General features: G+C 53.6%; 14 protein-coding genes. 10 read left to right on the top strand and 4 right to left on the bottom strand.

Annotation, left to right across the window (positions count from 1 at the left end):
- Positions 1–143: 143 nt before the first annotated feature.
- From clpP to bolA, 3 genes are all read right to left on the bottom strand, one after another.
- Positions 144–767 (bottom strand): ATP-dependent Clp endopeptidase proteolytic subunit ClpP, encoded by a 624-nt coding sequence (gene clpP / locus M2407_RS20720; protein ID WP_020825491.1) that lies wholly within the window; start codon positions 765–767, stop codon positions 144–146.
- A 561-nt stretch (positions 768–1,328) separates the two neighbouring features.
- On the bottom strand, positions 1,329–2,633 hold the full coding sequence (tig, locus tag M2407_RS20715; protein WP_020825490.1) for a trigger factor: 1,305 nt from the start codon (positions 2,631–2,633) through the stop codon (positions 1,329–1,331).
- A 366-nt stretch (positions 2,634–2,999) separates the two neighbouring features.
- Positions 3,000–3,314 carry a transcriptional regulator BolA gene (bolA, locus tag M2407_RS20710; RefSeq protein ID WP_004940361.1) on the bottom strand — a complete coding sequence of 105 codons (315 nt, stop codon included), beginning with the start codon at positions 3,312–3,314 and terminating at the stop codon, positions 3,000–3,002.
- 365 nt (positions 3,315–3,679) lie between these two features.
- On the opposite strand from bolA, the gene M2407_RS20705 reads away from it, so the two are divergent.
- From M2407_RS20705 to M2407_RS20670, 8 genes are all read left to right on the top strand, one after another.
- On the top strand, positions 3,680–4,258 hold the full coding sequence (locus M2407_RS20705; protein ID WP_006319785.1) for a lipoprotein: 579 nt from the start codon (positions 3,680–3,682) through the stop codon (positions 4,256–4,258).
- Positions 4,259–4,311: 53 nt separating this feature from the next.
- On the top strand, positions 4,312–5,790 hold the full coding sequence (gene ampG / locus M2407_RS20700) for a muropeptide MFS transporter AmpG (RefSeq protein WP_046374350.1): 1,479 nt from the start codon (positions 4,312–4,314) through the stop codon (positions 5,788–5,790).
- A gap of 439 nt (positions 5,791–6,229) precedes the next feature.
- The gene (gene cyoA / locus M2407_RS20695; protein ID WP_041414273.1) at positions 6,230–7,177 is read left to right on the top strand and encodes a cytochrome o ubiquinol oxidase subunit II; all 948 of its coding nucleotides are present in this window, start codon (positions 6,230–6,232) and stop codon (positions 7,175–7,177) included.
- 4 nt (positions 7,178–7,181) lie between these two features.
- The gene (gene cyoB / locus M2407_RS20690; protein WP_020825487.1) at positions 7,182–9,173 is read left to right on the top strand and encodes a cytochrome o ubiquinol oxidase subunit I; all 1,992 of its coding nucleotides are present in this window, start codon (positions 7,182–7,184) and stop codon (positions 9,171–9,173) included.
- Positions 9,163–9,780 (top strand): cytochrome o ubiquinol oxidase subunit III, encoded by a 618-nt coding sequence (locus M2407_RS20685; protein WP_046374351.1) that lies wholly within the window; start codon positions 9,163–9,165, stop codon positions 9,778–9,780. Before cyoB ends, M2407_RS20685 begins: the two co-directional genes overlap by 11 nt.
- Positions 9,777–10,115 (top strand): cytochrome o ubiquinol oxidase subunit IV, encoded by a 339-nt coding sequence (locus M2407_RS20680; protein WP_020825485.1) that lies wholly within the window; start codon positions 9,777–9,779, stop codon positions 10,113–10,115. The genes M2407_RS20685 and M2407_RS20680 overlap by 4 nt, the downstream gene beginning before the upstream one ends.
- 17 nt (positions 10,116–10,132) lie before the next feature.
- The gene (cyoE, locus tag M2407_RS20675; protein ID WP_020825484.1) at positions 10,133–11,023 is read left to right on the top strand and encodes a heme o synthase; all 891 of its coding nucleotides are present in this window, start codon (positions 10,133–10,135) and stop codon (positions 11,021–11,023) included.
- Positions 11,024–11,370: 347 nt separating this feature from the next.
- Positions 11,371–12,735, top strand: a complete 1,365-nt coding sequence (locus M2407_RS20670) for an MFS transporter (protein ID WP_128864421.1) — start codon at positions 11,371–11,373, stop codon at positions 12,733–12,735.
- Between the two features lie 201 nt (positions 12,736–12,936).
- Here M2407_RS20670 and M2407_RS20665 read toward each other — a convergent pair whose 3' ends face one another.
- Positions 12,937–13,428 carry a YajQ family cyclic di-GMP-binding protein gene (locus M2407_RS20665; RefSeq protein WP_020825482.1) on the bottom strand — a complete coding sequence of 164 codons (492 nt, stop codon included), beginning with the start codon at positions 13,426–13,428 and terminating at the stop codon, positions 12,937–12,939.
- A gap of 167 nt (positions 13,429–13,595) precedes the next feature.
- Here M2407_RS20665 and panE point away from each other — a divergent pair, with 167 nt between their 5' ends.
- Positions 13,596–14,507 (top strand): 2-dehydropantoate 2-reductase, encoded by a 912-nt coding sequence (gene panE, locus M2407_RS20660; RefSeq protein ID WP_046374353.1) that lies wholly within the window; start codon positions 13,596–13,598, stop codon positions 14,505–14,507.
- Positions 14,470–15,060 (top strand): protein deglycase YajL, encoded by a 591-nt coding sequence (gene yajL, locus M2407_RS20655; RefSeq protein ID WP_020825480.1) that lies wholly within the window; start codon positions 14,470–14,472, stop codon positions 15,058–15,060. Before panE ends, yajL begins: the two co-directional genes overlap by 38 nt.
- Positions 15,061–15,084 lie beyond the last annotated feature (24 nt).

Below are 15,084 nucleotides of genomic sequence, written 5' to 3'. Positions count from 1 at the left end.
CTTTGTCCCGCAGGAATATCACGGCGGCAGTGCGCCCAAAACGCATACCGGGAACGCCGATTATGCTCACCAGAGCGAGCTGCGCCCGCTCTGATTACTATAGCCTATCGGCTCGCACATATACCTCGCCAGCCGCGTGGTACTTACTTGCGGTGCGTCAGAATGCCGTCAACCAGACCGTATTCTACCGCTTCTTCCGCGGTCATAAAGCGATCGCGCTCGGTATCGCGTTCGATCTGCTCCAGTGACTGGCCGGTATGTTCTGCCATCAGCTCGTTCATGCGTGCCTTCACCTTCAGGATTTCACGCGCATGGATTTCAATATCCGTCGCCTGGCCCTGATAACCGCCCAGCGGCTGGTGGATCATCACGCGTGAGTTCGGCAAGCAGAAGCGTTTGCCCTTGGCACCTGCGGTCAGCAGGAAAGAGCCCATCGAGCACGCCTGGCCCATACAAATGGTGCTGACGTCCGGCTTGATGAACTTCATGGTGTCATAGATTGACATGCCAGCGGTGATCACGCCACCCGGGGAGTTAATGTACAGGTAAATGTCTTTTTCCGGGCTTTCCGCTTCGAGGAACAGCATTTGCGCCACAATCAGGTTGGCCATGTGATCTTCGACCTGGCCGGTCAGGAAAATAATGCGCTCTTTCAGCAGGCGGGAATAGATGTCGTAAGAACGCTCCCCGCGTGAAGTCTGCTCTACCACCATCGGCACCAGGGCCATGTTAGGTGCAAATTGATCTCGTTCGCCACTGTATGACATTACCGTCTCCTAATAGAAATTGCCTTGGCGGCCAGGGTTACACCCTATTACACCGATTCTACTTGAGAACGGTCATGATGACTATGCTCAAGCATTCGACCCGCGCCACACGTACCCGACGGTTTTTCTCATACCGCGCACTCTGGCAAACAGCCCATACCCATCATCTTTCAAGTCGCAGCGTTCAAATCTGTTCCCGACAGATTTGCCGCTCACCCCAGTGACTTACTCGAGTAAGCGCCTGAGGATGAGCAAGCTGGGCGCCTGACTGCGACTTGAAAGCTATAGGGTATATATACATTTTACAGATTGGGGCCGCTGACAGAATTTCAAGCCCAACTGCGTATTTTAACGCGGCCAGCATTGTCGACGATGACCATCATGCCAGACTGTCCCAAGAGCAACAGGGTAAATATAGTGCATATTGTCACGCTTAACCTGAGATTAATCAGCTACGTGGCAAAAAGAAAAGCCCGCAACCGAAGGTTACGGGCTTTTTTAACGCCGGGACCGGCAAGCCAGCCCCGAAGGCGCGTTAGATTGCGCCCTGGCGTACAGACATTACGCCTGTTGAGTCTGGTTCATCAGCTCGCTGAAGGTAGTGGCTTTTTCAGTCACTTTCGCTTTTGCCAGCAGGGCTTCAACCGCTTGTTCTTCCAGAGCAACGTTGCGCATGTTGTTCATCAGCTCTTTGTTTTTGCTGTAGAACTCAACAACTTCACTTGGATCTTCGTAAGCGGAAGCCATTTCTTCGATCAGCGTCTTAACGCGATCTTCGTCAGCTTTCAGATCGTTGGTGCTGATCACTTCGCCCAGCAGCAGGCCAACAACTACGCGACGCTTAGCCTGCTCTTCGAACAGTTCGCGTGGCAGTTCCAGCGCTTGCTTCTCGTTGCCGCCGAAACGCTGTGCAGCCTGACGGCGCAGAACGTCAACTTCGCCGTCGATCAGCGCAGCAGGAACGTCGATTTCGTTAGCGCTGACCAGACCGTCGATTGCCTGAGTCTTGATGCGGTTACGCACTGCGCCTTTCAGCTCGCGCTCCATGTTTTTACGCACTTCAGCACGCAGGCCTTCGATAGAACCATCAGCCACGCCGAAACGTTTGATGAATTCTTCAGTCAGCTCTGGCAGCTCACGCTCTTCCACTTTCTTCAGAACGATAGCGAATTTAGCCGCTTTGCCCTTCAGGTTTTCAGCGTGGTAATCTTCCGGGAAGTTAACGTCGATAGTGAATTCTTCACCGGCTTTATGACCGACCAGACCTTCTTCGAAGCCTGGGATCATGCGGCCCTGGCCCATAGCCAGTACGAAGTCAGAGGCTTTGCCGCCTTCAAACTCTTCGCCATCGATAGAACCGGAGAAATCTACGGTTACGCGGTCTTCAGCTTGCGCTGCGCGATCGCTGTCTTTCCAGGTCGCCTGCTGCTTGCGCAGGGTGTCCAGCATGGTGTCAACGTCGGCGTCGTTAACTTCAACAACCGGCTTCTCAACTTCGATGCTGTCCAGGCCTTTCAGCTCAACTTCCGGATACACTTCGAATTCAACCGCGAAAGTGAAATCTTCACCTTCTTTGTACTCGCCCGGCACGTAGTTTGGTGCGCCGGCCGGATTGATCTTTTCTTTGATGATCGCATCAACAAAGCTGCGTTGCATCGCTTCGCCCAGCACGTCTTGACGAACGGAAGCGCCATAACGCTGCTCAACGATGTTCATCGGTACATGGCCTTTACGGAAGCCATCGATACGAACGCTTTTTGCCGCGTTGATCAGCTCTTTTTTAATAGCCTGCTTGATAGTATCAGCGGGTACAGTAATAGAGAGACGGCGCCCAAGGCCTTGAGTGGTTTCTACTGAAACTTGCATCTTGTTACCTCAAAAAAATCACAGTGCTCGGTCAACTCCGTTCCAAGAACCAGGACGGCTACATTACAGAACCGAGTTTCCTGATGACAGAAGCGTCCCGAAACCATTCCGGAAAAATAAGACGCGACATTATAGCGGCGCAAGCGGAGCGAGTCGAGGAAAGCAAGGCGGCGGCGGCGCGCTAAAACTCACACTTTTACCGATTTGATCGCCAAAAGGCCGCCGAAGCCGACCCGGCCTTCGCTGCATTACGCATCGGCTATGTCGTCGTCAAAAACAGAAACGGCCCGCAGGCCGTTCCAAAATTCGTCTGTAGTAATACCCCAAATCGTGGTCAAAGTTCCACTGATACCACAAATTTAGCCGTCAGGCCAAGGTTCCGGCCCCACGACAAGGCGGAGACGCCGGCACGGTATCCTGCAACCCTTCCCACTCTTTCAGGGTGTAGGTGTGCAACGCCAGCGCATGTACGCCATCCGCCAACTCCTCTGACAGCACGCCGTAAATCGAACGATGCCGCGTCAGGAAGCGTTCGCCAACGAAGCGATCGCTAACCAATACCACCTTGAAATGGCTTTCTGAACCCGCCGGAACGTTATGACGATAACTTTCATCAACGACTTCCAGATACGCGGGCTCAAACGCCGCCCTTAACTTTGCTTCTATTTGCTCGCGAATCATAGGATCTCCTTACTACACCGGCAGAGGACCGCCCCCATCTATTTCAATCTTAGCCGCTTTCGTCCCTTTTAGACCATTCCTCAGGTAAATTTCTCTTTTTTGCGGACAAAAAACGGTCAACATCCGCCGTCGCTTGAGGTTTATCTGATTGAGACGGCCAAAAAAGCATGTTTTTATCAACGGCAGGTAAAAATTTGTCACTCCATTGCGTTCTGCGCTTCCTCCGGCCGGCGGCGATGCTATGATGTCGACAATTTGTTGTTGGCTATCCCGCTCTGATTATTACAGAAAGCTTGCTCAAACCCGCTTCGTTAATCTTGGCAGTTTGCGGCGGCTTAAAATCCATCGAGAATGAGACAGTAACTATGTTAAAAAAACTTTGCCTTCCACTGTTGGCCGCACTGATGCTGGCCGGCTGTGCCACCAGCAGCAACACCCTCAATGTGACGCCGAAGATCGTCCTGCCGCAGCAGGATCCGACCCTGCAGGGCGTGACCATCAGCATTAACGGCGCGGATCAGCGTCAGGACCAGGCGCTGGCGAAAGTGAACCGCGACGGCCAGTTGGTGACGTTGACGCCATCACGCGATCTGCGCTTCTTGCTGCAGGAAGTGCTCGAGAAACAAATGGGCGCACGCGGCTACATGATTGGCGCTGACGGCGCAGTTGATCTGCAAATCGTGGTCAATAACCTGTATGCAGACGTCTCCGAAGGCAACCTGCGCTACAACATCACCACCAAGGCTGATATTTCTATTACCGCCCAGGCCAAAAACGGCAACAAACAGGTGAAAAACTACCGTTCAACCTATAACGTTCAGGGTGCCTTCACGGCAACCAACGAGAAAATCACTAACGCGGTCAACACCGTGTTGGGCGACGTTATTGCCGATATGGCGCAAGACACCAGCGTCAACGACTTCATCAAGCAAAACGCGCGTTAATCCGCGAACGCCTTGTGCCGCCCGAACCATCGGGCGGTGCAGACAGGGAACTCATGTCGAAACAGTATCTGAATATCTTCACCCAGCGTAATTCCGCCATCCTCCTGCTGCTGGGCTTCGCGTCGGGTCTGCCCTTGGCACTGACCTCCGGCACGCTGCAAGCCTGGATGACCGTCGAAAACATCGATCTGAAAACCATCGGCATTTTTTCGCTGGTCGGCCAGGCCTATGTGTTCAAATTCCTCTGGTCGCCCTTTATGGATCGCTACACCCCGCCCTTTCTCGGGCGTCGGCGCGGCTGGCTGCTGATCAGCCAGCTGTTGCTGGTGGTGTCGATTGTGGCGATGGGCTTTATGCAGCCGGCACAGCACCTGTGGTGGCTGGCGGCATTGGCGGTACTGGTGGCGTTCTGTTCTGCGTCACAGGATATTGTTTTTGACGCCTATAAAACCGATCTGCTGAGCGCAGAAGAGCGCGGCACCGGTGCCGCCGTCTCGGTATTGGGTTACCGGCTGGCGATGCTGGTGTCCGGTGGGTTGGCGCTGTGGCTGGCGGACCGCTACTTAGGCTGGCAGTCGACCTATTGGTTGATGGCCGGTTTGATGCTGATCGGTATTGTTGCCACCCTGCTGGCGCCTGAACCCGACGACAGCATTCCGGCACCGCGCACCATGGAGCAGGCGGTAGTCGCTCCGCTGCGTGATTTCTTTGCGCGTAACAATGCCTGGCTGATTTTACTGCTGATCGTGATGTACAAGATGGGTGACGCCTTTGCCGGCAGCCTGAGCACCACCTTCCTGATCCGTGGCGTCGGCTTCGATGCCGGTGAAGTCGGTCTGGTCAACAAAACGCTCGGCCTGTTCGCCACCATCGTCGGCGCGCTGTTTGGCGGCGTGCTGATGCAACGCCTCAGCCTGTTCCGTGCCCTGATGCTGTTCGGCATTCTGCAGGCGGTTTCCAATCTCGGCTATTGGATACTGGCGGTCACCGATAAAAACATCATGACCATGGGCAGCGCCATCTTCCTGGAAAACCTGTGCGGCGGCATGGGCACTGCGGCCTTTGTCGCGCTGCTGATGACGCTGTGCAACAAGTCATTTTCCGCCACCCAGTTTGCCCTGCTGTCGGCATTATCTGCCGTCGGGCGGGTATACGTCGGGCCGATTGCCGGATGGTTTGTTGAAGCACACGGCTGGCCACTGTTCTATTTATTCTCGATCGTTGCCGCGGTGCCTGGTCTTCTGCTGTTGCACCTGTGCCGTCAGACGCTGGAATATACTCAACGCACCGATAACTTCATGCCGCGTACCGAATTCCGCCAGTTTTACCGCTGGGCCTTGCGCCTGCTGACGGTGGGCTGCTCCATGCTGGGCCTGTGGCTGCTCCTGCTTATCACCAATGCGCTCGACTGGACCCTCTTGCCGAACCTGGCCGATCGGTTACTGCAGATGGGCGCCGCGCTGAGTCTGGTAGGTATTGCGATGGGGAGCCTGCTGGACTATCTGGCACTGCGTCGTACCCGACTGGCCTGATCGAGTCGACCGGCCATCGTGCCGGTCGACAAAAACGCATCAGAGTGATGTATTTATTTAGTTAAAAAATATAATTCCTGTCCAAATTATTTTTTTATCCGAGTACGGCGCTCGGAAATAAAATTAAATTCACCTTTAAGACACAATTATTTTACATTAAATAAACCTTTCATTCGTATTTCAAAAAAGCGTTTTCACCTGAAAGATTCATCATACCTTTAGTTTTCCTTAACATACGAATTACCCGGAACGATTCAGCGCGCCAACGCGTTGTTGCCATTAGTAAATTGTCACGTAGCGTGACATCTGTGACACCCTTAACAGAAAGTGTCAACAAGGCGCTGACACTCCCTTAAGCATGTTTACAGTACTGCAACCTTCCCGTAAAATGCCCGCACACATGAAACGACAATAGAGCCTTTGTAATTGAGGTCGTTAGATGAGACTTAAGAAATACAATAAAAGTATTGGGATGTTGTCATTAATTGCCTCCACTGTAATGCTCAGTGGTTGCAATATGGTATTGATGAATCCCAAAGGAGCAATTGGTGTTGAGCAACGGACACTGATTATCACTGCAATCGCATTGATGTTGATCGTGGTGATACCAGTTATCTTTATGGCGTTCGCCTTTGCCTGGAAGTACCGTGCTTCCAACAAAGACGCCAAATACAGTCCGAACTGGTCACATTCCAACAAGATCGAAGCGGTCGTCTGGACCATTCCTATCATTATCATCGCCATCCTGGGCACCATTACCTGGAAGACTACCCACGAACTGGATCCGTTCAAGCCGATTGTCACTGACAAGAAGCCGATGACGATCGAAGTAGTGTCGCTCGACTGGAAATGGCTGTTTATCTACCCGGAACAAGGTATCGCGACGGTTAATGAGCTGGCCTTCCCGAAAGATGTTCCAGTCGAATTCAAGATCACCTCTAACTCGGTAATGAACTCGTTCTTTATTCCTCAGTTAGGTGGGCAGATTTATGCGATGGCCGGGATGCAGACCAAACTGCACCTGATCGGCAATGAAGCAGGCAAATACGACGGTATTTCAAGCAGCTTCAGCGGTCGCGGGTTCTCCGGCATGAAATTCACCGCCATTGTCACCCCAACCGAAGGCGACTTCGATCAGTGGGTTGCCAAGGTGAAAGCATCGTCGAATAACCTAAACGCCACCAGCGACTTTAACAAACTGGCAGAGCCGAGTGAAAACAACCCGGTCGAGTACTTCTCCAGTGTCAAACCGAATTTGTTCAAAGAAACTATTGGCAAATTCATGGGTGATATGGACATGCACAAAGGCGCTACCGCGCACGAAGGTATGGACATGAGCCAGGGTATGGACATGGGTGAACATGCTCACGCCGGAGCCGAGGAATAAACTGATGTTGGGAAAATTAACGATTGATGCGGTTCCGTACCACGAACCGATCATCATGGTCACCGTTGCTGCAATTGTTATTGGGGGCCTGGCACTGCTGGCGCTGATAACCTATTTCGGCAAGTGGAAATGGCTATGGAGCGATTGGTTGACTTCGGTTGACCATAAAAAAATTGGTATCATGTACATCATCGTGGCAATGGTTATGTTGCTGCGTGGTTTCGCCGATGCCATCATGATGCGTAGTCAGCAGGCGCTTGCGTCCGCCGGCGAGGCCGGATTCCTGCCACCGCACCACTACGACCAAATCTTCACCGCCCACGGCGTCATCATGATCTTCTTCATGGCGATGCCTTTCGTGGTCGGTCTGATGAACGTAGTGGTACCTTTGCAAATCGGTGCGCGCGACGTTGCCTTCCCGTTCCTGAACTCCCTGAGCTTCTGGTTCTTCGTGGTGGGCGTAGTGCTGATCAACATCTCTCTGGGGGTTGGTGAGTTCGCGCAAACAGGTTGGCTGGCGTATCCGCCGCTGTCGGGCAAGGAATACAGTCCTGGCGTCGGGGTCGACTACTGGATCTGGAGTCTGCAGATTTCCGGTATTGGTACCCTGTTGACCGGTGTGAACTTCTTCGCCACCATTCTGAAGATGCGTGCTCCTGGCATGCCTCTGATGAAGATGCCGGTGTTCACCTGGGCGGCTCTGTGTACTAACGTCCTGATCATCGTTTCTTTCCCAATTCTGACCGTAACCATCGCGTTGCTGACCCTGGATCGCTATCTGGGCACCCATTTCTTTACCAATGATATGGGCGGCAACATGATGATGTACATCAACCTGATTTGGGCCTGGGGTCACCCAGAGGTGTATATCCTGGTTCTGCCGGTGTTCGGTGTGTTCTCCGAAGTCACCGCGACCTTCTCGAGAAAACGTCTGTTCGGCTATACCTCACTGGTATGGGCAACCATCGCGATTACCGTTCTGTCGTTCATCGTATGGCTGCACCACTTCTTTACCATGGGGTCCGGCGCGAACGTAAACGCCTTCTTCGGTATCGCCACCATGATCATTTCCATCCCTACCGGGGTGAAAATCTTCAACTGGCTGTTCACCATGTACCAAGGCCGCATTCAGCTCAACTCCGCTATGCTGTGGACCATCGGCTTCATCATCACCTTCTCCGTGGGTGGTATGACCGGTGTTCTGTTGGCCGTGCCGGGCGCGAACTTCGTGCTGCACAACAGTCTGTTCCTGATTGCCCACTTCCATAACGTTATCATTGGTGGTGTGGTGTTCGGTTGCTTCGCGGGCCTGACCTACTGGTTCCCTAAATCCTTCGGCTTCACGCTGAACGAAAAATGGGGTATCCGTGCGTTCTGGTTCTGGATCATCGGCTTCTTCGTTGCCTTTATGCCGCTGTATGCTCTGGGCTTTATGGGTATGACTCGTCGTATCAGCCAGAACATCAACCCAGAGTTCCACCCACTGCTGCTGGTAGCGGCTGGCGGCGCGGCTCTGATTGCCTGCGGTATCCTGTGCCAAGTGATTCAGGTGTTCGTCAGCGTGCGTGACCGTGAGCAGAACCGTGACCTGACCGGTGACCCATGGGGTGCTCGTACGCTGGAGTGGTCGACTTCGTCTCCACCGCCGTTCTATAACTTTGCCGTAGTGCCACAGATTCATGACCGTGATGAATTCTGGGACATGAAAGAAAAAGGCGTAGCTTATAAGAAACCGGCTAAATACGAACCGATTCATATGCCGAAGAATACCGGTGCCGGTGTGATTATTGCTGGCTTCAGCCTGGTATTTGGTTTCGCGATGATCTGGGACATCTGGTGGATGGCGATCGCTGCCTTCGTAGGTATGATCGTGACCTGGATTGCCAAGAGCTTCGATGAAGATGTTGATTACTATGTGCAGGTTGATGAGATCGAGCGCATTGAAAACCAACACTATGAACAAATCAGCAAAGCAGGCGTGAAACATGTCAACTGATACTCTGACTAACCATAACGCAGCCCATGCAGAGCATGGGCACCACGACGCAGGAGAGACCAAAGTCTTCGGATTCTGGATCTATCTGATGAGCGACTGTATTTTGTTTGCGAGCTTGTTCGCGACTTATGCAGTACTGGTGAACGGGACCGCTGGCGGTCCCTCTGGCAAAGACATCTTCGATCTGAAGTTTGTCCTGGTTGAAACCTTCCTGCTGTTGTTCAGCTCCATCACCTACGGTATGGCGATGATCGGCATGAACAAAGGCAAGGTTAGCAGCGTTAACACCTGGCTGTTCCTGACCTTCCTGTTCGGTCTGGGCTTCGTTGCGATGGAAATCTACGAATTCCATCACCTGATCGTTGAAGGCTATGGCCCGGATCGCAGTGCGTTCCTGTCCAGCTTCTTCGCGCTGGTTGCGACCCACGGTCTGCACGTAACTACCGGTCTGGTTTGGATCATCATCATGATGATTCAGGTCAGCAAGCGTGGCCTGACCGCAACCAACAAAACCCGTTTGATGTGCCTGAGCCTGTTCTGGCACTTCCTGGACGTGGTCTGGATCTGCGTCTTCACCGTTGTTTACCTGCTGGGGGTTATGTCATGAGTCATTCATCCCATGAAACTTCTCATGGCGGCGCAAGCCACGGTAGCGTCAAGACCTATCTGATCGGCTTTATTCTGTCGATCATCCTGACGGTGATTCCATTTGCGATGGTGATGAGCGGTACCGCCTCTCACTCAACCATCCTGGCGGTTGTTGTTGGCATGGCAGTGATTCAGGTCGTCGTTCACCTGATTTACTTCCTGCACATGAATACCTCATCGGAAGAGCGCTGGAACCTGGTGGCATTGCTGTTCACCGCTATGATCATCGGTATCGTTGTTGTGGGTTCACTCTGGATTATGTACAACCTCAACATCAATATGATGGTCAGTTAAGAGTCGAGCTGCACGTGATGATTAAGCAATACCTGCAAGTAACTAAACCAGGAATTATTTTCGGCAATTTAATTTCTGTCGTCGGGGGATTCCTGTTGGCTTCCAAAGGAAGCATCGACTATCCCCTGTTTCTCGCCACCCTGGTGGGTGTCTCGTTGGTTGTCGCTTCGGGCTGTGTGTTTAACAACTACATTGACCGCGACATCGACAAGAAAATGGAGAGAACGAAGAATCGGGTGCTGGTAAAAGGCCTGATCGCGCCGAGTGTAAGCCTGGTTTACGCTACCGCCCTGGGTATTGCGGGCTTTGCGTTGCTGTATATTGGCGCCAACCCGCTGGCCATGTGGCTGGCGGTGATGGGCTTTGTGGTTTATGTCGGCGTCTACAGCCTGTACATGAAACGCCACTCGGTATATGGCACGCTGATCGGCAGCTTGTCGGGCGCTGCACCACCGGTTATCGGTTACTGTGCGGTCACCAACGAGTTCGATGCCGGTGCGTTGATCCTGCTGGCTATCTTTAGCCTGTGGCAGATGCCGCATTCCTATGCGATTGCCATCTTCCGCTTTAAAGATTACCAGGCGGCCAACATTCCGGTACTGCCTGTCGTCAAAGGCATCTCGGTGGCGAAGAACCACATCACCGTCTACATCGTGGCGTTTATGGTTGCTACGCTGATGCTGACTTTGGGCGGCTACGCCGGCTACAAATACCTGATCGTCGCTGCGGCGGTGAGCGTTTGGTGGCTGGGGATGGCGCTGCGTGGTTACAAAGCCGAAAATGACAGCGTTTGGGCACGCAAACTGTTTGTGTTCTCGATTGTTGCCATTACCTCGCTCAGCGTGATGATGTCTATCGACTTCAGCGCTTCGGCCTCGCCGGAAACCTTGATGACTTACGTCTGGTAAGCCAAATCGTCTGTGAATGGGCCGCTTAGCGGCCCATTAAATTGATGACAAACACCCGAAAAACGTGGTTTTCGGATGTTTGGGGCAAGGCAGAGATATAATCCTTTGTTTCTATTAGTACTCAATGCATTACTACTAGCTACTGAGGTCTTTGTCCGCTATCTATGGGCCGCTTAGCGGCCCATTTTATTTGTCTCGCAGAAAAACCGACGAACTGTAATATCTGCTAAACAACATTAGATTTACCCCCCCTGCCCTTCACACTAAAATGACGCAGTTTTAACAGAAGCTATCCCATCAGGCGTTATCACCGATAACCTGACGGAATGGCTTTTAATGAGGTTTTAATGAACGATAATGCAATGACCCCGCTGGAACGACGGGCGACCTGGGGATTAGGAACGGTATTCTCACTGCGCATGCTCGGCATGTTTATGGTGCTGCCGGTACTGACCACCTACGGTATGGCGTTGAACGGCGCCAGCGAAACGCTGATCGGTATCGCCATTGGCATTTACGGCCTGGCGCAAGCGGTGTTCCAAATTCCCTTCGGCCTGATTTCCGACCGCATCGGCCGCAAGCCGCTGATTGTCGGTGGGCTGTTGATCTTCGCGCTGGGTAGCGTGATCGCCGCCGCCACCGACTCCATCTGGGGGGTAATCCTCGGCCGGGCATTGCAAGGTTCCGGCGCTATCGCCGCGGCGGTAATGGCTCTGCTGTCTGATTTGACCCGGGAACAGAACCGTACCAAAGCGATGGCATTCATCGGCGTCAGCTTCGGTATTACCTTCGCCATCGCCATGGTGGTAGGCCCGATAGTCACCCACGCTTTTGGCCTGCATGCGCTGTTCTGGATGATTGCCGTGCTGGCATTGGCCGGTATCGTCATCACCCTGTCGGTCGTGCCTTCCGCCAGCAGCCACGTGCTGAACCGCGAATCCAGTATAGTCCGTGGCAGTTTCAGCAAGGTGTTGAGCAATTCCCGCCTGCTGAAACTGAATTTCGGCATCATGTGCCTGCACATCTTGTTGATGTCCAGCTTCGTGGCACTGCCATTAGCAATGGAAAAAGCCGGTTTGGCGCCCAGCGAACACTGGATTGTCTATCTGGTCACCATGCTGGTGTCTTTCGCCGCCGTAGTGCCGTTTATCATCTATGCCGAAAAGAAGCGCCGCATGAAGCAGGTGTTTATGGGCTGCGTGGCGGTATTGTTCTGTGCTGAAGTGCTGCTGTGGCTGTCTGGCGCGCATCTTTGGGGCATTATTGCCGGCGTTCAGTTGTTCTTTATGGCGTTCAACGTGATGGAAGCGATCCTGCCTTCCCTGATCAGTAAAGAGTCGCCGGCGGGCTATAAAGGCACGGCCATGGGGGTTTACTCCACCAGCCAGTTTATCGGCGTGGCAATTGGCGGCAGCCTGGGTGGCTTTCTGTACGGCCTGCAGGGCGCGGGATTGGTCTTTATCGCCGGGGCAGTTTTAGCCGCCATCTGGTTTATGGTCAGCAGCACCATGCAGGAACCGCCGTACGTGAGCAGCCTGCGTATTACGCTGTCGGAACTGGCAGTGAAAGACTCGGCGTTGGAAAGCCGCCTGAAGGCCCAGCCGGGTGTAGCAGAAGCGATTGTGGTGCCGGAAGAGCGCAGCGCCTACGTAAAGGTCGATACCAAGCAAACCAACCGCGGTCAGTTGGAAGCGCTGGTGAATTCGCTGTAAAGAAAAGGGCCGGCAAGCCGGCCCCCAGATTGCTGATAAAGTCCTTTGCAGTTAAAAGTCCTGACCTTGGGGCTAATAAAAACAAAGGATTATATCTTCTGATTTACCCCAAACATCCGAAAACCACGTTTTTCGGGTGTTTGTCATCAGACTAAGGGCCGGCAAGCCGGCCCCATCAATATATTCTTCTTGGCGAAAGGATCAGTCGCGGAAGTTTTTGAACTGGAAAGGCTGCCCCAGATCGGCACCGCGCACCAGCGCCATCACGCCCTGCAGGTCGTCGCGTGATTTACCGGTTACCCGTACTTCATCCCCTTGGATTTGCACCTGAACTTTCAGCTTGCTGTCTTTGATCAGCTTGACGATTTTCTTCGCCTGGGCGGCTTCAATACCCTGCTTCAGCTTGGCTTCCACACTGTAGGTTTTACCGCTGTGGGTCAGCTCCTCGGGGATCTCCAGCGCGCCGCCGTCAATGCTGCGCTTGCTGAGTTTTTCACGCAGAATATCGAGCAACTGCTGCACCTGAAAATCAGATTCGCTGGCAACCTTGATGCTTTCGTTTTTTTCGTTCAGCTCAAAGCTGGCCGGCACGTTACGGAAATCCCAACGGGTGCCAAGATCGCGCGTGGCGTTCTCAACGGCGTTACGTACTTCTTGCATATCAATTTCGGAAACAATGTCGAAAGATGGCATACTTCTTCCTCCTGAATTAGAGCCTAATGCGATAGGCGATTTCGATGCCGAGCATGATAACCGCTTTAGCGCCTCAGACAAAATTTGCCGGCCCCGCCGCGCAGCAGAAAAGTCTATAATTATAGGATAGATACTGGGCGTTCTTCCCGTTACCCCAAGGAGTCTGGATGAAAATAACTGTTCTTGGTTGCGGCGCGCTCGGACAGCTGTGGCTCTCCCGGCTTTATCAGCAGGGCCATGACGTACAGGGATGGTTACGAGTACCGCAACCCTTTTGCGCAGTGAACGTCATTGAGCCTGAAGGCCTCTCGTTCAACCGTAATTTGCCCACCAACGATCCTGAACATCTGGCCCAGAGCGAACTGTTGCTGGTCACGCTAAAAGCCTGGCAAGTCTCTGGGGCGGTTAGCGCCCTGCTGCCGAAGCTGCACCCGCGTTGCGCCATCCTGCTGCTGCATAACGGCATGGGCACGCAGGACGAACTGCCGCCGAACAACCAGCCGATACTGCAGGGTACCACCACCCATGCGGCACGCCATGACGGCAGCACTATTATCCATGTTGCCGGCGGCACCACCCATATAGGCCCGACATCTCCGGCGGCGACTTCGCTCAGCCACCTGGCGGAAGTGCTGCATCAGGCACTGCCTGACGTCGCCTGGCATAACAACATTGCCTCGGCGAACTGGCGCAAACTTGCGGTCAACTGTGTGATCAACCCGCTAACTGCCCTGTATAACTGCCGCAATGGCGATTTGCAGCGCTATCCGGAACAAATTGAGGCCATCTGCCGTGAAGTCGCCGGCGTGATGGCGATGGAGGGTTACCATACCTCCTGCGAAGGCTTACAGCAGTATGTGATGGAGGTGATCCAGAGCACTGCGGACAACGTCTCTTCGATGCTGCAAGATATCCGCACTCAGCGGCATACCGAGATCGACTACATTACAGGCTATCTGCTGCGTCGCGCACGCAGCCACGGCGTGACTCTGCCGGAGAACGCGCGACTGTTTGAATTGATTAAGCGAAAGGAAAATGAATATGAGCGTATCGGCGCTGGTCTGCCTGGCACCTGGTAGCGAAGAAATCGAAGCCGTCACCACGATAGATCTGTTGGTTCGGGCGGGCATAAAAGTCACTACAGCCAGCGTAGCCGGCGATGGCGACCTGACCATTGTCTGCTCACGCGGCGTCAAGCTGCTGGCAGATGCGGCGCTGGTGTCCATTGTCGATGATCCCTTCGACGCGATAGTGCTGCCCGGCGGCCTGAAAGGTGCCGAGTGTTTCCGCGACAGCCCGCTGCTGGTGGAGAAAGTGCGTCAGATGCATCTGCAGGGCAATATCGTCGCCGCCATTTGTGCCGCACCCGCGCTGGTGCTGCAACATCACGATCTGTTCCCCGTCGGCAATATGACCGGCTTCCCGGGGCTGAAAGAACAGATCCCGGCCGATAAATGGATGGAACGACGTGTGGTATACGACGCGCGCGTTAATCTGCTCACCAGCCAGGGGCCGGGAACTTCGATGGAGTTTGCGCTGAAGCTGATTGATCTACTGCTGGGGAAAGCCAAAGCGGCGGAGATTGCCGCTCAACTGGTCTTGATTCCGGGGATGTACGACTTTCGCGATTAAATCACAGGGGCGGTTTACCCGCCC

Origin of the sequence: Serratia sp. BIGb0234, assembly GCF_024809915.1 — a bacterium.
Classification (GTDB): domain Bacteria; phylum Pseudomonadota; class Gammaproteobacteria; order Enterobacterales; family Enterobacteriaceae; genus Serratia; species Serratia liquefaciens.
This window is presented reverse-complemented; position numbering and strand designations above follow the sequence as displayed.